Here is a 25774-nt window from a genome sequence, read left to right on the forward strand (position 1 = left end):
TCGGATCTCCCGTTGCAAATTCGGTTGGCAGTGTCGGTTCGGGGGCGTCAGCGCGCAACCCCGCCCTCCCGTTCCATCGACCGTTACGGACAATGAAAGCGATTGCGGCGATCCTCCCCGAATTCGCGATCTATCGCGCCGTCGCCTCGATCGCCTGCGGCGACCAGCCGCCCCCCATCGCCTGATACAGCGTGATATAGGCGGTCAGCTGGTTGGCCTGCGCCTCGGCCAGCGCCAGTTCGGCGGTCAGCAGCCCGCGCTGCGCATCCAGCTGTTCGAGATAGGAGGAATATCCCGCCCGGTAGCGATTGGAGGCGATGCGCAGGGCATCGGCCTGTGCCGCACGCTGCCCGGCCAGCGCCACCGCCTGCTCGCCCGAGCGCCGGACGGAGGCGAGGCTGTCGTCCACCTCGCGAAACGCGGTCAGCGCGGTCTTGCGATAGGCGAAGGCGGCCTGGTCGCGCCGCGCCGCGCTGGCATCGGCCTGCGCCCGCAACCGTCCGGCGTCGAAGATCGGGGCCAGCACGCTGCCGCCGATCGAGAACAGGGTGATCGGATTGTTCAGCGCGTTGGACAGCGCGACGCCCGCCGACCCGGTCAGCCCCAGGCTGGGCAGCATCGCCGCGCGCGCGCTGTCGAGCGAGCGGTCGGCGGCGACCAGCGCCTGTTCGGCCTGGAACAGGTCGGGGCGGCGGCGCAGCAGGTCGGCGGGCAGGCCATCGGGAATGGCGGGGCGGATCAGTCTGTCGATCGGCAGGCCGCGCGGGATCGGGCCGGGCGCGCCGCCGATCAACACGCTGAGTGCGTTTTCCTGCCGCGTCACCGCCAGCCGGGCGGCGGCGACCAGTTGCTCGGTCGCGCGATATTCGCCCTCCGCCTGCCGCAGTTCGAGGTTGGAGGTGTAGCCCGTCGTCGCCCGCCGCCGGGCGATGCGCAGCGCGTCGGCGCGCGCGGCCAGCGTCTCCTCGGCGATGTGCAGCCGGTGGTCGAGTGCGCGCAAGCTCACATAGCCGCTCGCCACCCCGGCGGCGAGCGCCAGCCGCACGGTGTCGCGCGCCGCCTCGGTCGCCAGCAGCTGCGCGCGCGCCGCCGCCTGGGCATTGCGCAGCCGTCCAAACAGATCGAAGTCGTAACTCGCCTGCACCAGCGGCTGCGCGCCGAACTGGTCCAGCCCGGTGCCGAAGGCGCTGACGGTGCGCCCCTCGGACAGCGGCAGGCCCGCCGTGACGTTGGGGGACCGCTGCGCGCGGGCGAGCCTTTCCTGCGCGCGCGCCTCCTCGATCCGCGCCGCCGCGCTGCCCAGATCGGGATTGTCGGCGAGCGCACGGGTGACGAGCGCGGTCAGTTGCGGGTCTCCGAACGCCTGCCACCAATCGGCCGCGATCGGGCTGCCCGGTCCCAGCGCGGTGCGCCAGGCGGGCGGCGGCACGACGGCACTGGCCGTGGGGGCGGCTGGACGCGGGCCGATGCACCCGGCGAGCAGCAGCACGGCGGCAAGGGGGAGGGCGGCGTGTCTCATCGCACCTTCGGTCCGCCTGCCGTGTCGACGCTGGCCTGTACCGACATGCCGGGGCGCAGGCGCGCGGCCAGGGGCTGGCCCGGATCGACGCGGATGCGCACCGCGATGCGCTGCGGCACCTTGGTGAAGTTGCCGGTGGCGTTGTCGGACTTCAGCACCGCGAATTCAGACCCGGCGGCGGGCGAGATACGCTCGACATGGCCCTTCAGCCGGGCATTGCTCAGGCCGTCGACGGTGAAGCTGGCGGGTTGTCCCACCGCCATGCGCGCGGTCTGCGCTTCCTTGAAATTGGCGATGACCCAGGTTTCGGGCGGCACCAGGAACATCAGCTGCGATCCCGCCGTCACATATTGGCCCAGCCGCACGCCGACTTCGGACAGGCGGCCATCTTCGGGCGCGCGGACGACGGTGTTGGCGAGATCGATCTGCGCCAGCCGCCGCGCGGCCTCCGCCCCCGACACGCCCGCCTGCTGGCCGCCGCGCCCGACCACGACGGTGCGAACATCCTGTTGCGCGATGGCGCGCGCGGCCTTGGCCTGACGCAACTGCGCCTGGGCCTGGCGGAGCGCGGCGAGCGTCTGGTCGCGTTCGCGCAGGGACACCGAGCCATCGGTGACGAGATCGTTGACCCGCGCCATGTCCGCCTGCGCACGCATCAGCTGCGCCTCGGCATTGGCGACGGCGGCGTCCTGTGCGGCGAGGCTGGCGGTGCGCGACGCCTGGGCCTGGCGGCTGTTGGCGAGCGTCGCCGCCTGGGCGTTGACCTGCGCCGTCGCCTGGTCGACGCGCTGGCGATAGATGCGGTCGTCGATCTTCACCAGCGGCTGCCCGGCGCGCACCGTCTCGAAATCCTTGACCAGCACGGCGGTGACATAGCCGCTGACCTGCGGCGCGATCACCGTCGTCCGGCCGCGCACATAGGCGTTGTCGGTCGACTGGAGATCGCTGGAAAAGGGCGGCAGGCGCCACGCCGCCAGCACCGCCGCGATGCCGCCGATGACGAGCAGCGCGATCAGCGCGCGCGACCGCCACCCCCCCGAGGGCGGCCGCCAGCCCGAAGACGGGGCGGGCGGCGGCGCCGGGGCGGGGGCAGGCGGGGGCACGCCCGCTTCGGCAGCGGCCTCTTCGGTCATCGGGGTGGCGGAGACGGGCGATCGTGTGTCGGTCATGGCTGTACCTTGGCCGCGGCACGGGCGCGGCGCGCGCGCCGCCAGGTCAGCAGCGCGAGGAAAAGGGTGACGGCGGCCGCAAGTGCTGCGACCAGGCGGAAGACGTCGTTATAGGCGCGGATATTCGCCTCGCGCGTGGCGGCCTGCGACAGCAGCGCGGCGCCCTCGGCGCGGGCGAGCGTGGGATCGCCGATCACGCCGGATACCCGTGCGCCGCCCGCCGCGATACGCTGCGTCACCTGTGGGTCGGTGGGGTCGATATTCTGGACGATGGCGGCACTGTGCGTCTTTTCACGCACCACCTGATAGGTGCCGAGCAGCGCGGTGCCACCGAGACTCCCGACCGAATTGAGCATCCCGAACAGTGCGATGAAGCTGATGACGTGGCCCGCCCCCTGTTGCAGCGCGCGGGTCATGCCGAACAACAGAGACGGGCCGAGGAAGAAGGTGGTCGAAAAGGCGATCACGGCTTGCGTCGCATACAGCTCCGGCGCGCGGGTCAGGTTGGTCGAGAAGCTGTCGGCATAGGCGGCGATGGCGACCAGCCCGATCGCGAACATCACCGGATGGGTCAGCCGCGTCACGTCCAGCGTCACCGCGCTGGCGATCACACCCGCGACCGAGGCGATAAAGGCGATGGTGAAGAGCGTCCCGAACTGGTCGTTATTCTGGCCCAGCGCGGTCAACAGGCCGACCGCGCCGAAATTCTGCTCGGAAAACACGATACGCGCCATCAGCGTGACGATGGCGAAGCGCACGATGTCGATCGACCCCAGCCAGCGGGTGTTGAGCAGCGGATTGGCGCGGTGATGCTCGATCCACAGCGCCAGCGCCAGCAGCGGGATGGCGATGACCAGCGCCCAGCCGATCCACGCGGCCTGCGTCCACCAGACCAGCCGCCCCTGGCCCAGCACCGCGCAGAACAGGCCGATGGCGGGGGCGTAGAGCGCGAAGGTCAGGAAATCGAGCGGCTCGAACGCCTTGAGCCGCTGGGTCGGGGGCAGGCGCAGCGCGATGATCGAGGCCAGGCTGATCGCCGCCAGCCCGAACTCGAAAAGATACAGTGTGCGCCAATGCGACATGGCGAGCAGCTCGGGCGAGAACAGCCGGGCGAGCGGCGCGGCGCATTGCGGTACGCCGATGCCCAGCACGATCGCCTTCAGCCGCCATTTCGACGGCAGCGCCTGCATCATGTAATAGAGGCCCAGCGACGACAGCGCCGCCGCCGCCATGCCGCTGGCCCCGCGCACCGCGATGGCGGTGGCGAAATCGCGCACGAACAGATGGGCGAAGGCCAGGATCGTATAGAGGCCCGAAAACAGCAGCGCGAAGGGGCGCAGCCCGAATTGCTGGCGGAACTTGATGAGCAGCAGGTTGATCGACGCGTTGGTCATCACATAGGCGATGGGCAGCCATGCGATCTCGGTCGGGTCCAGCCCCAGCGCGCCCTGCAACTGCACGGTATTCACCTGGACCAGCGCGTTGCCCAGCCCGCCGGTCAGCCCGATCAGCACCGCGATCACGCCGTAGGCGATGCGCCGCCGGTTGGGATGATCGAAATTGCCGGGCGAGCCGGGAATGGTCGGCCGCTCATGGGGAGCGAAGGACCATTCCTCCTCGCTCCAGAATTGCCGAAACCGCGATGCCATCCCCGTCCTTTCGTCCCGTCGCGCTGAACGCGCAACCCGCCGACTCGGGTGCGTCGGGGAAAGCGCGCCGTCATCCGCCTGGAAGAACGGGGGATTTCGGGGCTTGGTGGCGCTGCATGGCATCCATCGGGCGATCACCCCAGCGCTCCGCCGACCAGGTTCGCTACCCGTCCAGCATCGCCCTGATCCGCGCCGCCAGGTCGGCAAAGTCGAACGGCTTGGTGATCAGCGCCACCCCGGCGTCCAGCCGCCCGCCATGGACGATCACGTCGCGGGCATAGCCGGTGGTGAACAACACCTTCAGCTCGGGATGCAACGACCGCGCGGCCGAGGCCAGGTCGGCCCCCGTCATGCCGCCGGGCAGCACCACATCGGAAAACAGCAGCGCGATACGCGACGCGTCGGGCGCCTCGAGCAGGGCGAGGGCCGATGCCCCGTCCTCCGCCTCGATCACGTCATAGCCCAGCTCGCGCAGCGCCTCGGTCGAATAGCTGCGGACATCGGCATCGTCCTCGACCACCAGGATCGTCTCGGACCCGCGAACGGGATGCGGGGCGACCGGGGGCGGGTCCAGCGGCGCGGTCGCCTCGCCCCGGAAGCGCGGCAGGAACAGGGTGACGCAGGTGCCCTCGCCGGGGCGCGATTCGATCTGCACCTGCCCGCCCGACTGCTTGGCGAAACCATAGACCATCGACAGGCCCAGCCCGGTGCCCTTGCCCACCTCCTTGGTGGTGAAGAACGGCTCGAACACCCGGCCCAGCGTCGCGCGGTCCATGCCGGTGCCGGTGTCGCTGACGTCGATGGCGACATAATCGCCCGGATCGGTGGGATAGGGCACCGGCCCCGCCGCCATCGTCGCCAGCCCGTCCAGCGTCGCGTTGCGCATCGTGATCGACAGGGTGCCGCCATGCGGCATCGCGTCGCGCGCATTGACCGCCAGGTTCAGGATCGCGCTTTCCAGCTGGTTGGGATCGGCCTCTGTCACCCACAGGTCGGAGGCGGATTCGACGGACAGGCGCACCTGCTCGCCCAGGGTCCGGGTCAGCAGGTCGGACAGCCCGTCGACCAGCCGCCGCGCATCGACCGATTGCGGGGCCAGCGGTTGCCGCCGCGAAAAGGCGAGCAGCCGCCGGGTCAGGGTGGCGGCCCGCCGCGCGCCCGTCATCGCATTGGTCGCCGACCGCCTGGCGCGCGGATGCTCGCCCTCCGGCAGGAAACGGTCGAGCATCTCCAGATTGCCGACCACGACCTGGAGCAGATTGTTGAAGTCGTGCGCGATGCCGCCGGTCAGCTGGCCGACCGCCTCCATCTTCTGGCTCTGGCGCAACTGCGCCTCCATGTCGTGCAGCCGTTCCTGCTGCGCCAGCCGTTCGGACACATCGGTCGCGAACTGATAGGCGCCGATCGGCGTGCCCTCGGCGGAAACCAGCGGGCTGAAGCGCAGCTCGTAATGGCGCCGCTCCCCCGCCAGGTCTTCGAGCGCCTGGATGACCGAAAACTCCTCGCCCGCCAGCGCGCGCGTCCAATAGTCGCGCATGACCGACAGGATCTCCGGCCGGTCGGCCATCGCCTCGGCCTTGTGCTGGCCGATCTGCGGGCGGGCGCCGAAGATGCGCTCGAAATCCTCGGCCGCGGCGCGGTTGATCGCCAGATAGCGATGGTCGAAGCCCAGCACCTGGACCAGCGTGCCGGTCGAATCGATGATATCGGCGAACAGCTTGCGCTCGGCCAGCGCCTCCATCACCCGGCGCTCCAGCACCGCATTGACGTCGCGCAGCGTCACCTCGGCCCGGCGGCGCTCGTCGATATCGACGACCGATCCGATCATCCCCAGAAAGACGCCGTCATCGTCGAAGCGCGGAACGGCGGAGGCCATCACCCAGTGATAGCCCCCCTGCACCTGCGCCAGCCGATATTCGGTCTGGAAGGCGCGCGGCGCGACCATCGCCTCGCGAAACGCCCGCTCCGCGATCGGGCGATCGTCGGGATGAAGCATCTCCGCCCAGCCGAAACGCAGGCCCTGCGCGACGTCCTGCCCGGTCTGCACCTGCCAGGCACGGTTGATATAGGTGCAATGGCCGTCGGTATCGGTCACCCAGATGACGATCGGCGCATGATCGGCGACGTTGCGGAACCGCGCCTCGCTCTCGCGGGCGGCGGACAGCGCGGTTTCGCGGTCCTGCCGGTCGCGCATCCGCGCGCTGCTGTCGATCACGGTCGCCAGGATGCCTGCCGGGCGCCCGCTTTCGTCCGCGATGGGGGTATAGTCGAGGTCGAGCCAATGCTGCTCGGACCGCCCATTGCGATTCAGCATCAGCGCCTGGTCGCGATAGGCCAGCGTGCGGCCCGCCAGCCCCTCGGCGATGACCTGGGTATTGAACGTCGCGGCCTCGGGCCACGCCTCGACCAGGGGAACACCCAGCATCGTCGGGTGCCGGTCGCCGGAAAATTCGGCATAGCCCGCATTGTAGATCAGGATGCCCTCCGGCCCCCAGATGGTCGCGATCGGGATCGCGGCGGCGAGCGCGATGGCGATCGCCGTCAACCGGCTCTGCGGCCAGGTGGCGATCGGCCCCAGCGGCGTTGCGGTCCAGTCATGCCCCGCGATCAGCCGACCCATCTCGCCGCTGCGCGCCAGAACAGCGGCAAAACCGGCGGGGATGTCGGCACGGTCGTGGGCAGTCGCGATCATCCTCGGTCCGTCCCCCTCGAAACCTGGCATGTCTGCCGCTGTAGCGTTGCTTTGGCGGCAGGAATAGAGGGGGTGGACGGTATCTTGCGCTGGATGGATGCAAATGTCCGCAGCCCGCCCTTGGTCTTGTCGCAACCTCTCCGACATTATGATGAACGGTCGTCATGGCGGCGACATTTTGGCCGGGCATCCACGCCCGATCGCAGGACGCACTTTGTCACGGAGCCGATAGGCAATAGTGATGTTGGGCTGCTAAAAGGTCCGATAAAGACAAAGGAGAGACAGGCATGAGCGCCCATGTTCACCCCGTTCCCGAATGGGCCGATAGCGCGTCCATGGATGCGGAACGCTACGCCCGGGCTTATGAGGCGGCGAAGACCGATCCGGACGGCTATTGGCGCGAACAGGCCCAGCGGCTGGACTGGATCACGCCCTTCACCAGCGTGAAGGACACCAGCTTCGACGAGGCGGATTTCCGCATCAACTGGTTCGCCGACGGACAGCTGAACGTCGCGGCGAACTGTATCGACCGGCATCTGGAAACCCGCGCCGATCAGGTCGCGATCCTGTGGGAAGGCGATGCCCCCGGCACCGATCGCCGCATCACCTATCGCGAACTGCATGAGCAGGTCTGCCGCCTCGCCAATGTGCTGAAGGACCTGGGCGTCGCCCGGGGCGATCGCGTCACCCTCTATCTGCCGATGATCCCCGAGGCGGCCTTTGCGATGCTGGCCTGTGCGCGGATCGGCGCGATCCATTCGATCGTATTCGGAGGTTTCTCGCCCGAAAGCCTCGTCAACCGCATCGTCGATTGCGATTCGCGTATCGTCATCACGGCGGACGGCGGCTGTCGCGGGGGCAAGGCGGTGCCGCTGAAGGCCAATGTCGACGCCGCGCTGGAGCATGACGGCGTCACGGTCGACCATGTCGTGGTGGTGAAGCACAGCGGCGTCGACGTGACGATGACCGAGGGCCGCGACCAATGGTATGGCGACCTGGTCGACGCCGCCGCCACCGATTGCGCGCCCGAGCCGATGGGCGCGGAGGACCCGCTGTTCATCCTTTATACCAGCGGCTCGACCGGCAAGCCCAAGGGCGTGCTGCACACCAGCGGCGGCTATCTGCTTTGGGCCTCCTATACCCACAGCCACGTCTTCGATTACCGCGAGGGCGAGGTGTTCTGGTGTGCCGCCGATGTGGGCTGGGTCACGGGGCACAGCTATGTCGTCTATGGCGCGCTGGCGAACGGCGCGACGACGCTGATGTATGAGGGCGTGCCCAACTACCCCGATTTCAGCCGCTTTTGGCAGATCGTCGACAAATACAAGGTCGCGACCTTCTATGCCGCGCCGACCGCCTTGCGCGCGCTGATGCGCGAGGGCGACGAATGGGTGAAGAAGACCGACCGCTCCAGCTTGCGTGTGCTGGGCTCGGTCGGCGAGCCGATCAACCCGGAAGCCTGGGAATGGTATTACAAGGTCGTGGGCGAGGGGCGCTGCCCGATCGTCGACACCTGGTGGCAGACCGAGACCGGCGGCCACATGATCGCGCCGATTCCGGGCGCCGTGGCGCTCAAGCCCGGCTCGGCCACCCTGCCGCTACCCGGCGTGCTGCCGCAGATCGTCGATGCCGAGGGCAAGGTGCTGGACGGCGCGGTCGAGGGCAACCTCGTCATCGCCGACAGCTGGCCGGGGCAGATGCGCACCGTCTGGGGCGATCACGACCGCTTCTTCCAGACCTATTTCACCACCTATCCGGGGAAATACTTCACCGGCGACGGGTGCCGCCGCGACGAGGACGGCTATTACTGGATCACCGGCCGGGTCGATGACGTCATCAACGTCTCGGGCCACCGCATGGGCACGGCGGAAGTCGAGTCCGCGCTGGTCGCGCACGCCAAGGTGGCCGAGGCCGCCGTCGTGGGCATGCCGCATGACGTGAAGGGGCAGGGCATCTATGCCTTCGTCACGCTGAACGCGGGCGTCGAGGAAGACGAGGCGCTGCGCGCCGAGCTGGTCCAGTGGGTCCGCCGCGAGATCGGCCCGATCGCCACGCCGGATGCGCTGCAATTCGCGCCGGGCCTGCCCAAGACGCGCTCGGGCAAGATCATGCGCCGCATCCTGCGCAAGATCGCCGAGAACCAGGTCGATGCGCTGGGGGACACCTCGACGCTCGCCGATCCGGCGGTGGTCGATCACCTGGTCGCCAACCGGATCGAACCGGGCAAGAAGGCGGCGTGATTCGGGACGGGGCGGCCGGGTATCCAGCCGCCCCGTTTTCCTGTGGCCTTCGACTTCGCTCAGGCTGAACGGGGTTGGGAACCTTGCCTTTAAAACATCCGCTCCGTTCAGCCTGAGCGAAGTCGAAGGCCACGCCCCACCCCCAAACTCAAGGCGTCTTGCGAACCGGCGGCAGGGCCGCACAAATATCCACACCCCCCGCAGGCACGGTGAAGAAATCGTTCTTCCGATTCTCGCGTCCCTTGATCCACGCCGCGAAGCGTGGCGACACCGTCTCGCGATATTGGAAATGCGGCCGCTCGGCGGCGGGGATATCGCTCGCCAGCCGCGCCGAGACGATCGCCAGCCGCTGCCCCTCATCCGTGTAGAAACCCAGGTCGCCGGTCCCGCGCGGCAGGGTGGAGAGCGCATCCATGCCGTCGACCACCCGGCCGACCACCGCGATGTTGCGGTCCAGCACCCGCGGCGAATGGCCGATGATCGTATAAAGCTCGGCCCCCGACCCCGTGCTGGGCGCCAGGTCGCGCGCGACGCCGACCATGCCATAGCAATGCGGCATCCACTCCGCTGTCGCATCCCCCGCCAGCGGCCAGCCGTCACGGCTATAGCCGGCCCAGGCGGCATAGGGATCGGACTTGGTCAGCCGCGCCACCGCGCTGTTGCCCGAGCGGACATATTCGGCCGGAGGATTGGCGACGATGCCGGTCGGCAATGGCTTCTTCTCGGTCGCGTCGCCCCATTGCGCGACGTAATTCTCCTGCACGCGATAGACGCTGGTCCCCACGTCCCACCAATGCGCCCGTGCCAGCGCGCGGATATTGGCGACATGGACCGGCGCCTGGGCCGATGCCAGCCGCAGCGTCACCGTCCGTCCATTGGACAGCGTGAAGACCAGCAACTCGTCATCGGGCACGGCGATCCAGTCGCCGGGCAGCGGATCGCCGGCCTGCGCGGCAGGGGCGGGGGAGGGCGAAGCCTGCGCCAGAAGCGCGGCGAGCAGAAGCGCGATCGTCATCGCCGCACAGACTGCCTCAGCCCAACGGCACACGCAATCGCTTGCGCGCCGCGAGGAAGCGCATTAGGGCCGCGTCTTCCAGGCATGGACTCATGCGGAGCGGTGGCCGAGTGGTCGAAGGCGCTCGCCTGGAAAGTGAGTATACGGCAAAACCGTATCGAGGGTTCGAATCCCTCCCGCTCCGCCATGTCCCTGACATTTTGTCTTAACGCTGGACGCTGTGGCTCTGCCCCGGGCGCAGCGTCATGTCCCACAGGGTCTGGACCGACGGCCCCGCAGCCTTTGACGGGCCGGGCAGCATCGCGACAAGGCCTTGCGCCAGCGCCAGCCCCAGATCGCCCAGGTCCAGCGAGAAGCAGGTCAGGTCGGGGGACAGGGCGCGGCAGGCGGGGTTGTCGCGCAGGCCGATCACCGCGACATCGCGCCCCGGCTCCAGGCCCAGGCGGCGCAGCGCGCGATAGGCCCCGACGGGCGCGGTCTCGCCCATCAGCAGCAGCGCGGTCGGTCGGTCGGGGAGTGCCATCAACTCGCTCGCCGTCGCCTCGCCGTCGCTCTCGTCGGTTTCGCCGTGATGGACGAGCATCGGGTCATAGGGGATGTCCGCGCGCGCCAGTGCATCGCGATAGCATTCGACCACGATATGGCTGTTGTTGATCGTGGCGGGCGGCGCGACCAGTCCGATGCGGCGGTGCCCGGCCTCGGTCAGCAGCGTCATCGCATCGGCCGTGACGCCCTCGAAATTCAGGTCGATCCAGGCATAATCGCGCGCGATCGCGGTGCGGCCCAGCGCGACGAAGGGGATTTCGCGGTCGAGCAGGAAGGGGATGCGCGGATCGTGATGCTGCGTCCCCGACAGCACCCAGCCATCGACCGTCCCACGCGAGACATGGCGGCGCAGGAAGGTCAGGGCATCCTCGCCCTTGCGGGCCAGCAGCACGACCAGGTCGAGATCATGTTCGCCCAGGCCGTTCTGCAACCCCTCGAGCAGCGCCATGAAGAAGGGGTCGCCATGGATCGCGCTGTCATGTTCCAGCGTCAGCATGAAGCCGACCGTGCCGGTCCGACCGCTGCGCAGCGTCCGCCCCGACTGGTTGGGAATATAACCATATTTCGCCGCCGCCTCGACCACCCGTTGGCGGGTCGCCGGGCTGACGTCCTTGCGATCGTTCAGCGCACGCGACACCGTGCCGATCGACAGCCCCAGGTGATGCGCAAGTTCGCGTATATCCATCCGCTCGTGATCGCGGCGCGAACGGTTTCGCACAAGTCCCCGAGCGCGGTGATCGCAAACAAGATCATTGACAGACGCGCCCAATCGGCCGAAAACCCGTAAACGTTTACGGCCATCGAAGAGTGGCGGTGGGAGGACCGAGTCGTTTTGGACACGCTTGTTCTGGAGGCCCGCGCGATCGCGTGGCGCTATAACGGGGTCTGGTTGCGGATCGAGGCGCACGGGCCGGACGGTCTGCGGCTGCGCGCATCGCCCTTTCCTGACGCCGGATCACGCGCCGGGGCGTTGCTGGACGACCGTGCCGATGCCGATCCGATCGTCACCCGTGACGGCGCGACCGCGCGGATCACGCAAGGCCGGATCACCGCCGAAGTCGACCTGCAAGGCCGTGTCCGCTTCCTGAATGCGGCCGGGGAGCTGCTGCTGGAGGAAAAGTGGCGGCAGCGCGACACGATCAGCCAATTCTGGACGGTCGGCACCGACGAGGTGCGCACGATCAGCGCGCTGGGGCTGGCGGGGCGCGAGTTCAAGCCGCTGACCGGCGACACCGCGCGCATCACCGTCCGCTTCGAGGCGAAGACCGGCGAGCGGCTCTATGGCATGGGCCAGTATCAGCAGCCCAATCTGAACCTGGCCGGATGCACGCTGGAACTGGCGCAGCGCAACTCGCAGGCGAGCGTGCCCTTTGTCGTGTCTAGCCATGGCTATGGCCTGTTGTGGAACATGCCCGCGGTCGGCGCGGTGCATTTCGCCGCCAATGGCGCGACCTGGACCGCCGAGGCCGCGCGCGAGATCGATTACTGGATCACCGCGGGCGATACGCCCGCCGATATTGTGCGCAATTATGCGCAGGTGACGGGCACGGTGCCGATGATGCCCGATTATGCGCTGGGGCTGTGGCAGAGCAAGCTGCGCTACCGGAGCCAGGACGAGCTGCTGGCGGTGGCGCGCGACTATCATGCGCGGGGCATTCCGCTGGCGGTGATCGTCGCCGACTTCTTCCACTGGCCGGTTCAGGGCGACTGGCGGTTCGACGAACGCGAATGGCCCGATCCCGCCGCGATGACCGCCGAGCTGAAGGCGATGGGCACCGAGCTGCTCGTCTCGATCTGGCCGACGGTCGACCATCGGTCGGAAAATTATCCCGAGATGGTCGAGAAGGGCTATCTGGTGCGCTCCGCACGCGGGCTGGACGTGCAGCAGGAGTTTCTGGGCAATACCCGCTTCATCGACGTCACCCATCCCGGCGCGCGCGCTTTCCTGTGGGACCGGGCGAAGCGCAATTACCGCGACAAGGGCGTGGCGCTGTTCTGGCTGGACGAGGCGGAGCCCGAATATAGCGCCTATGATTTCGACAATTATCGCTATCACAGCGGCAGCGTGCTGGAGGTTGGAAACGCCTATCCCCTCCATTACGCCCAAGCCTTTTACGACGGCCTGAGCGCGGAAGGCGAGACCGAGATCGTCAGCCTGATCCGCTGCGCCTGGGCGGGCAGCCAGCGTTACGGCGCGCTCGTCTGGTCGGGCGATATCCATTCCTCGTTCGAGGCGATGCGCAACCAGCTGAGCGCCGGTCTCAACATGGGGATGGCGGGTATCCCGTGGTGGACGACCGATATCGGCGGCTTCCATGGCGGCCATGTCGACGATCCGGCCTTTCATGAGCTGATGATCCGCTGGTTCCAATGGGCGGTGTTCACCCCCGTCCTGCGGATGCACGGCCACCGCGATCCCGTGACGCCGCCCGCCGAGCCGTTCCGCGACGGGGTGGCGCAATGCGACACCGGGGCGGGCAATGAATTGTGGAGCTTCGGCGAGCCGGTCTTTGCGGTGCTGCGCTGTTATGCGGCGTTGCGCGAAAGGCTGCGGCCCTATGTCGCGGGGCTGATGCGCGCGGCGCATGAGCGGGGCGATCCGTTGATGCGGCCGATGTTCTACGACTATCCGGCCGATGCGCGTGCCTGGACGGTGGACGATCAATATATGTTCGGCCCCGACCTGCTGGTCGCGCCCGTGACCGATCCGGGCGTCGGCGAGCGCAGCGTCTATTTACCCAAGGGCATCTGGCGCGATGCCTGGACCGGCGACCGGGTGGAGGGCGGCGGCGACGTGATCTGCCATGCGCCGGTCAAGCGGATTCCGGTCTTTATCCGCGACGGGGCCGCCGTGGCGAAGGTCTTTAAAGCGAACGAATGACCGTCACCGTCAACAAGGCGGGCCGGGAAAATGGAGGATAGGGGCATGGCGACAGCGGCACAGGCCGGGGACGGGATCCGGGAAGGGCGCACGCGCGGCGACGCGCAGGTCGCCTGCATCCCGTTCGTGGAGAAGATCTGCTATGGTTTCGGTGACGCGGGCGGCACCATCGTGACCGGGCTGATCGCCAATTTCCTGACCTTCTATTACACTGACGTCTTCGGACTGGCGCCGGGCATCGTCGGCGTGCTGTTCCTGTCGCTGCGCATCTTCGATGCCGTGTCCGACCCGCTGATCGGGATCATGGCCGATCGCACCACGACCCGTTGGGGGCGGTTCCGCCCCTATCTGCTCTGGACCGCGATTCCGGTGGGCCTCAGCTGCTTCCTGACCTTTCAGGCGCCCGATTTCAGCTATGACGGCAAGGTCGCCTATGCCGCGATCACCTATTTCCTGCTCGCGCTTTCCTATTCGCTCAACAACGTGCCGTATTGCGCGCTGATCACCCGGATGACCGACAGCGAGCGGGAGGGCGTATCGTGCCAGTCGGTGCGCTTCGCGATGGTGGCGATCGCCTCCTTCTGCGTCTCGGTCGGTCTGCCGATCCTGGTCCGCCAGCTGGGCGGCGCGGACATCGCGCGCGGCTATCGCGACGGGGTGGCGATCCTGAGTGCGGCCGCCATCGTCATGTTCCTGATCTGCTTCCTGTTCGTGCGCGAGCGGGTGGTGGCGGCCGATACCGCCGACGTGCCGCTGAAGGTCGCGATCGCCAATACGCTGAAGAACGACCAGCTGCGCTGGACCTTCCTGATGACGCTGCTGCTGATCGCGATCTTCAATACAAAGGGCGGCGCGGCGCTCTATTTCATCACCTATGTGCTGAAGGGCGACGCGACCTATCAGGCGCTGTTCTTCGGCACCGCGACCGCCGGGGGCTTCCTGGGGTCGATCGTGGTGCAGGCGTTCACGCGGCGCTACGATGTGCGCAGCATCTATATCTGGGTGAATCTGATCCTGGTCGCAGGCCACTTCGCCGCCTTTTTCGTGCCGGGCGACTATCCGACCCTGTGGCTGGTGCTGGTCGGGCTATGCTGCATCGTGCTGGGCTGCACCCTGCCGCTGCACTTCACCCTGATCCAGCTGGCCGACCAATATGGCGAATGGAAGCTGGGGATGCGCTCCTCGGGGATGAGTTTCGCCTTCAACCAGTTCTTCGTGAAGCTGGCCTGGGCGGTCGCGGGGGCGCTGATCAGCCTGGTGCTGGTCCTCGTCTCCTACAAGGCGGGGGCGGGCAACCAGACGCCGCTGTCGCTGACCGGCATTCGCCTGCTTTCGACGATCATCCCCGGCCTGATGCACCTGGCGCTGGCCTTTGCGATTTCCCGACTGATCCTCAACCGCACCACCATCGCACGCATGACCGCTGCGCGCCTCGCATGACTCTTATCCCGGAACCCCTCATGGCCCAGACACAGACCAAGCCCCTTCGTTTCGCCCCGATCCTTCTCGCCGCGCTGCTCGGCTCGGTCGCCATGCCCGCGCTCGCGCAGGAGCGGATGACGGTCGACCTCGCCAGCGACACCGGGGCTTTCCATGGCGGCGCGTCGGGCACGCTCTACGGCCTCTATGACGCACGGCTGCCGCATCCCAATCTGGTCGAGGGCATCGGGCTTCGCACCGTCTCGACCAAGGCGCAGGACGGGCCGCAGCATCCCGGCGCCGACGCGCTGGAGATCTCGACGCTGCTCACCGATGCGTCGGGCGGCGACACCTATATCTACATGACCGACATCAACCGCGAATTCCCCTATGACTGGAAGACCGGGGACTGCGCGCAATCGGTGGCGAACTATATCGAAAAGCTGCGCGCCCAGGTGCGTCAGGTGAAGGGCATGGCGCCGCGATACCGCGACCGGATCGTCTTCGTCCCCTTCAACGAGCCCGATGGCAACATGTTCGCCGAAGGGCCGAAGAGCTGCAACAATGTGCGGTGGCAGAAGGACCCGACCGCGTTCAACGACGCCTGGGACCGGGCGGTGCGGATGATCCGCCAGGAACTGCCCGGCGCGCGGATCGCGGGGCCGAACACCAGCGTCCTCTATCCCGAGGTGGAGGGCTTCCTGCGCCACGCCATCGCCGCCGATACCATGCCCGACGTGGTGACGTGGCATGAACTCAGCAACCCGGCGGTGGTGCGGACCAGCGTGCGCAGATACCGCGAATGGGAGGACCGGCTGTTCAAGGGCACGAAATGGCAGGGCCGCCATCTGCCGGTGAACATCAACGAATATGCCTATAACTACCACACCTCGGTCCCCGGCCAGATGGTGCAGTGGGTCGCGGCGATCGAGGATTCCAAGGTCGATGCCGATATCGCCTATTGGAATATCGACGGCAATCTCAGCGACTCCGCCGTCCAGGCCAATCGCGGCAATGGGCAATGGTGGCTGCTGAACGCCTATGCGACGATGGGCGGCCACACCCTGGCCGTCACCCCGCCGCATCCCGACCAGAGCTATACGCTGCAGGGCGTGGCGACGCTCGACCCGGCGCGGCAGCAGATGCGGCTGCTGTTCGGCGGCAAGTCGGGGGATGCCACCGTCGCGTTGACCCATGTGCCCGCCAGCTTCGGCGAGACGGTGCGCGTCCGCGTGCGCGAGATCGACTGGACCGGCCAGCTGGGCGACTCGCCGCCGCCGGCGGTGATCGGCGACCGCGTGGTGCCGGTGAAGGACGGGCAGGTCGACCTGACCTTCGGCCGCGACGGCTGGCCCGCCCTGCGCGAGGAAGCCGCCTATGAACTGGTCCTCTCCCCCGGGCGGGGGGTGCGTCCCGCCGCCGTCGCGCCCCGCTGGCGGCAGGATTACGAAGCGGAGAAGGCGACCCGTCAGGGGCAGGGGCTCGCCGTGCGCGGGCCGGAGGGCTCGCCCGATCACGTCGATCGCTTCCATGTCTCGAACGGCTATCTGGTCGACGGGTTCAGGACCGGGGCCGATGCCGCGCTGGACTTCGCGGTCGATGTGCCGCGCGATGGCCGCTATGACCTGAGCGTGCTCGCCAACAGCTTCAACAAGGACCCGCTGGTCGAGCCGCAGGGGGCGACCAATGTCTTCCTGCGGATCGACGGCAAGGCGGCGGGCGAGCTGTTCCTGCCTCTGGGCTACAAGCCCGCCGTGCTCGACCATGCCGATACGGTCGTCGACCTGACGCGCGGCCGCCATGTCCTGACGCTGGCGACCCGCAGCCTGGACGGCAACGGGCGGATGCTGGGCAATGCGATGGTCGACCGGATCACCCTGACCGCCGCCGATCCCGCCGCTGGCCGAGCGCACTACGATGTGGCCGACGCGGTGGTGAAGGGCGGCAGCGCGACCTTCTGGGTCTATGCCGCGAAGGACGGACTGGCGCGCCTGAGCCCCGAAACCGGCGGCGGCGCGGTGCGCATGGTGGTCAATGGCCGCGAGACGAAAGGCCGCGCCTTCCTGCTCGGCGGGATCAACAAGGTGGTGCTGACCCCCACGGGATCGTCGGCCGTTCGCGGCCTGTCGGTGACGCCCGATAACGGCCCCGCACCGCATGTCTATGAGGCGGAGGACGCGCAGGTCGCCGGGACCGCGCGGATCGGCGCGGCCTCGCGGGCCAGCGGCGGCCGGGCGGTGTTCGCCATCGGCGGCGCGCCGGGCAATGGCAACACGCTGACCTTCCCCAGGGTCATGGCGCCGCGCGCAGGCACCTATGCGCTGACCCTGCGCTTCTCGAACGAGGAACAGGCCAAGGCGACGCATTACAATCCCGATCCGCTCGCCCGGATCGCACGCATCGCGATCAATGGCGGAAAGCCGATGCTGGTCAGCGCGCCGCACAGCTTCAATGCCAACAACTGGTGGGAGATGACCGTGCCGGTGGCGCTGAAGGCGGGTGCCAACACCATCCGCATCGCGGGCGAGGAACAGCCCAATTGGGACGGGCGCACCTATGCGTCGCAGATCTGGCCAAGCGTCCAGCTCCGCTCGGCCTATGCGCCCAATATCGACCGGATCGCCATCACGCCGATGCCCTGAGGGCGGAGCCGAGCGGAACACCTGTCTCGGGCTGTTCGCAACCATCCCTGCAAGGGGTGGAAAGGAAACCGGCGGCGACGCCTTGGACGGGGTGACGCAGGCCATGGCGGCGAACGGCTCGAAGGCGATCGCTGGCCGTTCCGCCGCCAGCAGGCGCCGCGCTCAGGCGGCGCCGATGGTCAAGGTGATCCGGTCCCCCGCGCGGGTGGCGATGCGCATGGCGTCCCCGGTCGCACGGATCGCCACCGCCCGGCCGCCCCGCATGGCCGCGCGGACCCGGCGACCGGCGGGCAGTCGGACAACCAGGTCACCGCCCAGCGCCGACAGCAGCTCGGCCTGTTCCAGCTGCCCCGCCGCCCAGCGCTGATCGACGGTCACGCCGCCGCGTGCGCGCAGGCCGTGGACGCGGCCGTCGCGCCATGCCGGGGGCAGGGCGGGCAACAGGGCGATCGCGCCGTCATGGCTTTGCAGCAGCATCTCGGCAATGGCGGCGGTGATCCCAAAATTGCCGTCGATCTGAAAGATCGGCCCGTTGTTCGACGGATGCGTGTCGAACAGGTTGTCGAGCGTACTGCCTTTGAAGAAGGCGTCGATCGAACGGCCGGAACGCGCGGCATCGCCCATCCGCGCCCAGATGCAGGTCGCCCAGGCGCGGCTCCATCCGGTCTGCGCCCCGCCATTGTCCTCGCGCCGCTGCATCGATGTCGCCGCCGCCCTGGCCCATTCGGGCGTGCGGCGGGGCGTGAACTCGTCGCCGGGATAGAGCGGATAGAGGTGCGAGATATGGCGATGACCCGGCTCCGCCTCGGCAAAGTCGCGCGACCATTCCTGCAACTGGCCGTGGCGGCCGATCCGATACGGCTCCAGCCGCTCGACCAGCCCGCGCAGCTTGGTCGCGAAGGCCGTATCGGTCTTCAGCAGGGCGCTGGCGGCGATGCAGTTGGCGAACAGCTCGCGGATCAGCGCCAGGTCCATGGTGCAGCCCGTGCTGATCGAGGCGGGCTTGCCGTCGGGGGCAAGGAACTCGTTCTCGGGCGAGATGGAAGGCGCGGTGGTCAGCCGCCCGTCCGTGCCGTTCGCCACCAGCCACGCCGCGCAGAACTCGGCCGCGCCGCGCATCAGCGGCCAGGCCCGGTCGCGCAGGAACGCCCGGTCGCCGCCGAACGCATAATGCTGCCACAGATGCTGCATCAGCCACGGCCCGCCCATCGGCCAGTTGGCCCAGATCGGCGCGGCGCTGCCTTCGCCGACCGGATTGGCCATCGCCCAGATGTCGCTATTATGGTGCAGGCACCAGCCGGGCATCCCGTAATAGCTTTGCGCGACCCGCGCCCCGCGCACCGCCACCCGCTCCAGCCAGTCGAACAGCGGGGTGTGGCAATCGGCGAGATTGGCGACTTCGGCGGGCCAGTAGTTCATCTCGGTGTTGATGTTGGTGGTGTGGTTGCTGCTCCAGGGTGGCCGCACCTCGGCATTCCAGATGCCCTGGAGGTTGGCGGGCTGGGTCCCGGCGCGCGAGCTGGCGATCAGCAGATAGCGGCCGAAATGGAACAGCAATGCGGCCAGCCCCGGATCGCTCGCCCGCGCATTGCCCGCGCGGCGCTCCGCCGTCGTACCCGTCGCGCCGCCCGCCAGCTGCAATCCGGCCCGGCGATAGAGTGTCCGATGATCGGCGACATGCGCCGCCCGCAATGTCGCATAATCGGTTCCTCGCGCCGCCGACAGCGCCGCCACCGCCTTGGCCTCGATCGCCTCGATCGGCAGGTCGGGCGACTGGTCGAAGCCGCGAAAGCCGGTGGCGGCGTTGAGGCGGATCTCGACGCTCCGGGCACCGCGAACCACGATCCGGTCGCCCGATACGGTGACGCGCCCGCCCTCGTTCATGACATCGGCGACGGCGGCGAACATCATGCCGCGTCCGGCGGCATCGTCATAACGGACCGGATCGGCGACCGAATGATAATTGGGCGCGGCATAGGAGGGGGCCTTGCCGTGCAGGATCAGCCGGTTGCCCTCCGCCCGCACCGATCCCTTCAGTAGCGTCGCCAGCGAGACGTCCGCGTCGATCGCCCCGCCTTCCGCCGTCATCCGCACCACCACCAGCTGCGCCGGGTGGGACACGAACACCTCGCGTCGGTAGCGCGTCCGCCCCGCGGTATAAGCGATGTCGACCACCGCCTGATCCAGGTCGAGCGCCCGGCGATAGTCGTCGGGCGTCGCGCCGTCATGGGGCAGCGCGATCACCAGATCGCCGATCGGCGCATAGCTGTTGGAATAGGCGCCTTGCAGCTTCTTCGCCCGCATGTCGGCGGCGTGGTAATCGCCCGCCAGTGCGGCCTGCCGCACCTCCGCCAGCGACCCTTGCGCATCCGGCCGGGCGTCGCTGCCCGGATAGCCGGACCACAGGCTGTCCTCGTTCAGGGATATGATCTCGCGCGCGGGGCCGCCGCGCACCATCGCGCCCAGCCGCCCGTTGCCGACCGGCAATCCGTCGACCCAGCGGGTCGCGGGCGCATCGAACCACAGCCGGTGGGAATCATCGGCCGCAACCGGCTGCGCCCGCAGGGGCAGGGTGCCGATCCCGCTCGCCGCCATGGCGAACGCACCCGCTTCCAATACGCCGCGTCGCGTCAGATCGGCCATGCATTCCCCTTCCGTCCTATCCCTGATGTCAGGACGGTGGCGTATTCAAATGCATGAAGAAAGGACAAAATAAAGGTTCGGTGCGGGAGCGTCCAAACCCTCCCGCACCGCCCGCGCATCAGAACGAGAAGCGCACGCCCGCGTCATAGCGCGGCCCGAAATTCTGGTAGCGCAGCAGCTGGTTGTCGAACCGGCCGGTGGCGAAGTATTTGGCGTTGAACAGGTTCGTACCCTCGACGAACACCTGGGCGAAGGGGGTGATGTTCACCGCCACGCTGCCGTCGAACTGGCCGTAATCGCGCACGAACACCGGCTCGTTGCCCGGACCGCCCGCCAGCTGTTGCAGGAAGCGTTCGCGCCGATTGTACGCGATACGCGCCGACACGCCGAACTTTTCGTAGAACAGGGTCGCGTTCTGCGAATTGCCGATGCCCTCCGCCGCGAAGGACTGGCCGACCTGAGTGACGTCGAACTCGCGATTGGTGGTCACGAAGGTCGCGTTGGCCTGCACGCCGAAGCCGCTCAGCACGCCGGGCAGCCAGTCGAGCGTGTGGACCAGGTTCAGCTCCAGCCCCTTGATCTTCAGCGATTCCGCGTTGCGCGGACGTCGGACGCTGAACTTTGCGGTGTTCTGCCCGACGATCAGCCCGCCGACCGGCAAGTTGCCCGCATTGGCGATGGTGAACAGTTCCTCGCCAAAGGTCTGGACGATGAAGTCGTCGACCGTCTTGTGGAACACCGCCGCCGACAGGGTGGTGGTGGGCGTCGGATACCATTCGAGCGACAGGTCGAAATTGGTCGCACGATAGGGCTTCAGCGCCGGATTGCCGCCGCTGGCGGTCAGCGTGGCGGGGCGCAGCGTGCCGATGTCCAGGCTGGGCGCCAGATCGCCGATGGCGGGGCGGGTCAGCGTCTTGTAGGCGGCGAAGCGTGCCTGCAACTTGGGCGTCAGGTTCAGCTTCGCGTTCAGATTGGGCAGGAAGTTGCTGTAGGACGAACGCCGGTTGACCGACACCGCCGCACGGTTGTTGGCGAAGACGCCGGTATAGGTGGTCGGATCGCCCGGCACCGGCAGCAGGTCGGTCAGCTGCAATTGCTGCCCCGCCGAGACCAGCTCGGTATATTCATACCGCCCGCCGACATTGATGAACCAGGGAAGCCCTGCGACCGTGCCCTCCAGATCCATATCGGCATAGCTGGCGAAGACCTTTTCGCGGACCCGGGCCGAGGGCTGCTCGGTCACGGCATAGCCGTTGGTGCGCGCGAAGATCGCCGCCGTGGTGCCCACCGGCTGGCCGCGCGCCAGGTCGAGCGCGGTCGTGGCGGCGGTGCTGGTCAGATAGTTGAAATAGGCCTGCGGGTTATAGGTCAGGAAGGTGGTCGGCACGCTGCCGCCCTTCTGCCCCAGCGACCCGAGGGTGAAGGGCGAGAGCAGCGACGGATCGGCCAGCGTCGGATAACCGCAATAGAGGCAGCCGATATTGGGATCGGACGAGAAGGGTACGTTGCGCTTGTCGCGCGAAGTGCCGGTCAGGCCGAAACGCAGCGCCGTGACGATGTCCCAGCCCGGCTTCCATTCGGTGTTCCAGCGATATTCCTGGACCTTCTCGGTCACGTCGTTGCCGCTGCGCCCGGCAATATGGGTGCGGCCCAGCGCCGGGTTGGTCAGCACGCCATTTGCGTAACCCGAGGTCGACGGAATGCCGTTCCCCTGCGCGGCGTTGAACGAATATTGCGTCGGCACGCCGATGACGGTGAAATAGGATTTGCCGCCGCCCGCATTCTTGGCCTGCGAATAGGTGGCGTCGAAGACCATGCGGACATTGTCGGCCGGTCGCCATTCGGCATTGAACCCGGCCTCATAGGTCGTCGTCTCGCGCACCCCGCCCGAGGCGATGAAGTCGGCATTGCCGTTGGTGGTCAGCGAGGTGACGGTGCGGTTCGAATCGATGCCCGCCGCGGTATAGCTGGTCGGCTCGAACCAGCTGCCCAGGCCGCGCGTGGTCGTGTCGCTCTTGAAGCGATTGTAGAGGCCGTCGACGGTGAAGGTCAGCTCGTCGGTCGGCGCATATTGCGCGACCAGCGTCGCGCCCAGGCGGGTACGGTCGTCGCGCGTCTCGTTCACGTCCTGGTTACGCGGCGCGTAGACATTGGTGTAGAGCGGCGCGTTGTTCGGCCCGACCGAGGTGCCGGGGATATAGCCATCGGTGCTGATCGCGCGGATCGAGGCGATACGCTTCTGGTACGACAGCGAGGCGAGCAGGCCGAGCTTGCCATCGGCGAAGGTGTCGCTGAGCAGGCCGAACAGCTGCGGCGTGACCTTCTTGCTGTTGCCCTCGTACAGCGCCTTGGCGGTGAAGACGCCCTTGAACTCCTTGAGCGCGAGCGGGCGCGGCGTCTGGACGTTGATCGTCGCGCCGATGCCGCCGCCCTGGAGCGAGGCCTGCGAACTCTTGTAGACCTGCGCACCACTGATGAGTTCGGCCGGGATCAGGTCGAACGAGAAGGCGCGGTTGTAATTGTCCGAGGCGAAGCTGCGCCCGTTGAACAGCACGGTGTTGAAGGCGGGACCCAGGCCGCGCACGCTGACCGATGCGCCTTCGCCGTTGCTGCGATCGATGGCGACTCCGGGAATACGTTGCAGCGACTCGGCGACATTGGCGTCGGGGAACTTGCCCAGATCCTCGGACGAGATGGCATCGAGGATACCGGCGGCGTCGCGCTTGATCGCGGCGGCCGACTCGATGCTGCGGCGGATGCCGGTGACGACGATGTCGGCGGAGGTGCCGTCGGCTTCGCTCTGGCTGGGCAGGGTGGCGGTCTGATCCGCCGGTGGCGTCTGGTTCTGCGCCAGGGCCGGTGTGGCCGCGATAAGTGCGACAAGTGCGCTGGCCAGCCCCTGGGCGGCATAGCGGGCGCTGGTCTTTGGATTCCGGGCGTTCTTCAGCATGGCTCTCCCCTATGAAACCGATGTCCGATGCTTCTTGGCGAGCATCTATGTCGCTCTTGTTAGAAGCTATGTCTGACAAGTACAAGGGCGCCGGTTCTTCTAGGCGCCGGAAGTTTCGGTATAAAAGGCCAGAAGCGCAGCGGGAGAGGTGCAGGTGGTCGAGACGGAAGTTCGGCGGGTCGTCGTGGTCGGCGGCGGATCGGCAGGCTGGATCGCGGCCTGTCGACTGGCGGCGCAGGCCCGCCGGATCGGAAGCGGAGTGCAGGTCACGCTGGTCGAGTCGCGCCATGTGCCGACGGTCGGGGTGGGCGAGGGGACCTGGCCGACGATGCGCAACACGCTGGCCAGGATCGGCATCACCGAAACCGACTTCATCCGGTCCTGCGACGCCGCGTTCAAACAGGGCGCGCGCTTCGTCGGCTGGACCGACGGGACGGCGGACGATGGCTATTACCATCCGCTCAACCCGCCTGCGGGCGCGACCGAGATCGATCTGGCGCCGCACTGGCTGCACGGGGCGGCGGAGACGGCCAGCTTCGCCGACTGGGTCGATTATCAGGCGATGTTGTGCGACGCGGGTCTGGGACCCAAGACGATCGTGATGCCCGAATATGCGGGTCATGCGAATTACGCCTATCATCTGGACGCGGGAAAGTTCGCCACGCTGCTGCGCGAACATGGCGTCGGCACGCTGGGCATCGACCATGTGCTGGGCGACGTGGTGCGCCCGGAAATGAGCGACCATGGCGATATCGTGCATCTGGAACTGGCCGATGGGCGGATCGTGCCGGGCGACCTGTTCGTCGATTGCACCGGCTTTGCCGCGCGGCTGATCGGCGGGGTGTACCAGGTGCCGTTCCGGCGTTGCGGCGACGTGCTGTTCGCCGACCGGGCGATGGCGCTTCAGGTGCCCTATGAGGACGAGGATGCGCCGATCACCTGTCATACGGTGTCGACGGCGCAAGGATCGGGCTGGATCTGGGATATCGGGCTGTGGACCCGGCGCGGTGTCGGCCATGTCTATAGCAGCGCCCATAGCAGCGACGATGCGGCCGAGGCGGCGCTGCGTCGCTATGTCGGTCCCGCCGCCCAAGGGCTGAACGTGCGCCGGATCACCATCGATGCCGGGCACCGGACGCGTTTCTGGCAGAATAACTGCGTCGCGGTCGGCCTGTCCGCCGGGTTCATCGAGCCGCTGGAGGCCTCCGCGCTGATGCTGATCGAGGCATCGATGGACGCGATCGCCGACCGCCTGCCGCGCACCCGCGCCGCGATGGACGTGATGGCGCGCCAGTTCAATGCGACCTTCACCCATCACTGGATGCGGATCATCGAGTTCCTGAAGCTGCATTATGTCCTGACCCGGCGCACTGACACGGATTTCTGGCGCGACAATGTCGCGGCGTCCTCCATCCCCGACGGTCTCGCCGAGCAACTGGAGCTGTGGCGGCACCACTCGCCCGGCCCGCAGGATTTCACCCACGCCCGCGAGGTGTTTTCCTGGCCCAGCTATCAGTACGTCCTGCACGGCATGGGTTTCGCCAGCCGCCAGCCGCGGATCGACCCGGCCGCCCCCGACACGGCGCTGGCGCAGCGTTTCGTGACGCGGATGGCGCGCGCCCGGGACGATCTGCGCACCCGCGCGCCGCGCCACCGCGACCTGTTGCGCGCGATCCGCGAACATGGTCTGCAACGCGTATGACCGGCATCACCCCGCTTTCCCCGGCCGCGCATCGCGGGCTGCGCTATGACCGCCATGCCGCAGGCGGCACACGCCGCTTTGCCCGGATCGGCCTGTCGGAGATCGCGGTCGCGGCGGCCGACATGCCGCTGTGCCTCGCCAAGGACGGCCAGACCGGGCGCTTCAACCTGATCGCGCTGATGAGCCTGGTCGAGCCCGCCAATCTGTTCGTCTTCGGCGGCGGCTTCCAGGCGACCTATGTGCCCCGCGCGGTGATGCTGGGCGGGTTCCGGCTCGACGCACGCGGGGCGGCGGGGCTGGCCGTCGATCCGGCCGATCCCAGCCTGGGCGATGCCGGAGCGCCGCTGTTCGCGGGGGAGCAACCGACGCCGCTGTCGCACGACATCGCCCGCGCGTTCGAACGGCTGGTGGCGGATGTCGAGGGGGCACAGGCGCTGGTCGATGCCTGGGCCGCGCATGGCCTGATCCGCCCGCTTGGCCTCTCGCTGTCCAAGGCGGATGGGGGCGCACATGATCTGGCCGGGCTCTACAGGATCGACGAGGCGGCGGTGCAGGCGCTGCCCGATGCCGATCTGATCGCGCTCCACCGGGCGGACCGGCTGGCCCCCGCTGCGGTCCTGACCGCGTCGCTGGCGCAGGTCGAGCGGTTGCGCCAGTTGCACAATGCCCGCTTCGCGCCCGCGCTGACCGGCTATTCGCTGGATTAG

Annotated in this window: 14 protein-coding genes and 1 tRNA gene; 7 read left to right on the top strand and 8 right to left on the bottom strand. The window is 68.0% G+C overall.

The genetic code is table 11. The features are described from left to right. Positions 1–130: 130 nt before the first annotated feature. The 4 genes from SP5_RS05845 to SP5_RS05860 form a co-directional block, all read right to left on the bottom strand. Entirely contained in the window at positions 131–1519 is a 1389-nt protein-coding gene (locus SP5_RS05845) for an efflux transporter outer membrane subunit (protein ID WP_042485449.1), read from the bottom strand. Beyond that, the gene (locus SP5_RS05850) at positions 1516–2688 is read right to left on the bottom strand and encodes an HlyD family secretion protein (RefSeq protein WP_042485451.1); all 1173 of its coding nucleotides are present in this window, start codon (positions 2686–2688) and stop codon (positions 1516–1518) included. Before SP5_RS05850 ends, SP5_RS05845 begins: the two co-directional genes overlap by 4 nt. Beyond that, the gene (locus tag SP5_RS05855; protein WP_042485453.1) at positions 2685–4337 is read right to left on the bottom strand and encodes an MFS transporter; all 1653 of its coding nucleotides are present in this window, start codon (positions 4335–4337) and stop codon (positions 2685–2687) included. Before SP5_RS05855 ends, SP5_RS05850 begins: the two co-directional genes overlap by 4 nt. 163 nt (positions 4338–4500) lie before the next feature. Beyond that, positions 4501–7029, bottom strand: coding sequence for a PAS domain-containing hybrid sensor histidine kinase/response regulator family protein (locus SP5_RS05860; RefSeq protein WP_042485455.1), 2529 nt, complete (start codon positions 7027–7029; stop codon positions 4501–4503). 287 nt (positions 7030–7316) lie between these two features. On the opposite strand from SP5_RS05860, the gene acs reads away from it, so the two are divergent. After that, positions 7317–9269: an acetate--CoA ligase gene (gene acs, locus SP5_RS05865; protein ID WP_042485457.1), complete on the top strand. Its 1953-nt coding sequence runs from the start codon at positions 7317–7319 to the stop codon at positions 9267–9269. Between the two features lie 148 nt (positions 9270–9417). On the opposite strand, the gene SP5_RS05870 is transcribed toward acs, so the two are convergent. Beyond that, positions 9418–10284 (bottom strand): peptidylprolyl isomerase, encoded by an 867-nt coding sequence (locus tag SP5_RS05870; RefSeq protein WP_042485460.1) that lies wholly within the window; start codon positions 10282–10284, stop codon positions 9418–9420. Between the two features lie 96 nt (positions 10285–10380). Between SP5_RS05870 and SP5_RS05875 the strand changes: the two genes are divergently transcribed. Continuing rightward, positions 10381–10471: transfer RNA gene (locus SP5_RS05875), tRNA-Ser, on the top strand. A gap of 18 nt (positions 10472–10489) precedes the next feature. On the opposite strand, the gene SP5_RS05880 is transcribed toward SP5_RS05875, so the two are convergent. After that, on the bottom strand, positions 10490–11515 hold the full coding sequence (locus SP5_RS05880; RefSeq protein WP_042485462.1) for a LacI family DNA-binding transcriptional regulator: 1026 nt from the start codon (positions 11513–11515) through the stop codon (positions 10490–10492). Between the two features lie 147 nt (positions 11516–11662). Here SP5_RS05880 and SP5_RS05885 point away from each other — a divergent pair, with 147 nt between their 5' ends. From SP5_RS05885 to SP5_RS05895, 3 genes are read left to right on the top strand one after another with little or no spacing between them, the layout of a single operon-like run. Beyond that, positions 11663–13711, top strand: coding sequence for a glycoside hydrolase family 31 protein (locus SP5_RS05885; RefSeq protein WP_042485465.1), 2049 nt, complete (start codon positions 11663–11665; stop codon positions 13709–13711). 45 nt (positions 13712–13756) lie between these two features. After that, the gene (locus SP5_RS05890; protein WP_042485468.1) at positions 13757–15151 is read left to right on the top strand and encodes an MFS transporter; all 1395 of its coding nucleotides are present in this window, start codon (positions 13757–13759) and stop codon (positions 15149–15151) included. A 20-nt stretch (positions 15152–15171) separates the two neighbouring features. Further along, positions 15172–17772 (top strand): carbohydrate-binding protein, encoded by a 2601-nt coding sequence (locus SP5_RS05895; protein WP_084220580.1) that lies wholly within the window; start codon positions 15172–15174, stop codon positions 17770–17772. 162 nt (positions 17773–17934) lie between these two features. Here SP5_RS05895 and SP5_RS05900 read toward each other — a convergent pair whose 3' ends face one another. Next, the gene (locus tag SP5_RS05900) at positions 17935–20415 is read right to left on the bottom strand and encodes a glycoside hydrolase family 95 protein (protein WP_217995680.1); all 2481 of its coding nucleotides are present in this window, start codon (positions 20413–20415) and stop codon (positions 17935–17937) included. 118 nt (positions 20416–20533) lie between these two features. After that, complete coding sequence (locus SP5_RS05905) at positions 20534–23365, bottom strand: TonB-dependent receptor (protein WP_052811425.1); 2832 nt, start codon at positions 23363–23365, stop codon at positions 20534–20536. Positions 23366–23513: 148 nt separating this feature from the next. Between SP5_RS05905 and SP5_RS05910 the strand changes: the two genes are divergently transcribed. After that, positions 23514–25067, top strand: a complete 1554-nt coding sequence (locus SP5_RS05910) for a tryptophan halogenase family protein (protein WP_439645603.1) — start codon at positions 23514–23516, stop codon at positions 25065–25067. Continuing rightward, the gene (locus SP5_RS05915) at positions 25064–25774 is read left to right on the top strand and encodes a SapC family protein (RefSeq protein WP_042485471.1); all 711 of its coding nucleotides are present in this window, start codon (positions 25064–25066) and stop codon (positions 25772–25774) included. The genes SP5_RS05910 and SP5_RS05915 overlap by 4 nt, the downstream gene beginning before the upstream one ends.

Origin of the sequence: Sphingomonas parapaucimobilis NBRC 15100, from assembly GCF_000787715.1 — a bacterium.
In the GTDB taxonomy this organism is placed as follows: domain Bacteria; phylum Pseudomonadota; class Alphaproteobacteria; order Sphingomonadales; family Sphingomonadaceae; genus Sphingomonas; species Sphingomonas parapaucimobilis.

Coding starts and splice junctions, on each gene's coding strand:
- SP5_RS05915 (WP_042485471.1), top strand. CDS start 25,064: ATGACCGGCATCACCCCGCTTTCCCCGGCCGCGCATCGCGGGCTGCGC.
- SP5_RS05870 (WP_042485460.1), bottom strand. CDS start 10,284: ATGACGATCGCGCTTCTGCTCGCCGCGCTTCTGGCGCAGGCTTCGCCC.
- SP5_RS05895 (WP_084220580.1), top strand. CDS start 15,172: ATGGCCCAGACACAGACCAAGCCCCTTCGTTTCGCCCCGATCCTTCTC.
- acs (WP_042485457.1), top strand. CDS start 7,317: ATGAGCGCCCATGTTCACCCCGTTCCCGAATGGGCCGATAGCGCGTCC.
- SP5_RS05845 (WP_042485449.1), bottom strand. CDS start 1,519: ATGAGACACGCCGCCCTCCCCCTTGCCGCCGTGCTGCTGCTCGCCGGG.
- SP5_RS05855 (WP_042485453.1), bottom strand. CDS start 4,337: ATGGCATCGCGGTTTCGGCAATTCTGGAGCGAGGAGGAATGGTCCTTC.
- SP5_RS05890 (WP_042485468.1), top strand. CDS start 13,757: ATGGCGACAGCGGCACAGGCCGGGGACGGGATCCGGGAAGGGCGCACG.
- SP5_RS05860 (WP_042485455.1), bottom strand. CDS start 7,029: ATGATCGCGACTGCCCACGACCGTGCCGACATCCCCGCCGGTTTTGCC.
- SP5_RS05900 (WP_217995680.1), bottom strand. CDS start 20,415: ATGGCCGATCTGACGCGACGCGGCGTATTGGAAGCGGGTGCGTTCGCC.
- SP5_RS05850 (WP_042485451.1), bottom strand. CDS start 2,688: ATGACCGACACACGATCGCCCGTCTCCGCCACCCCGATGACCGAAGAG.
- SP5_RS05905 (WP_052811425.1), bottom strand. CDS start 23,365: ATGCTGAAGAACGCCCGGAATCCAAAGACCAGCGCCCGCTATGCCGCC.
- SP5_RS05880 (WP_042485462.1), bottom strand. CDS start 11,515: ATGGATATACGCGAACTTGCGCATCACCTGGGGCTGTCGATCGGCACG.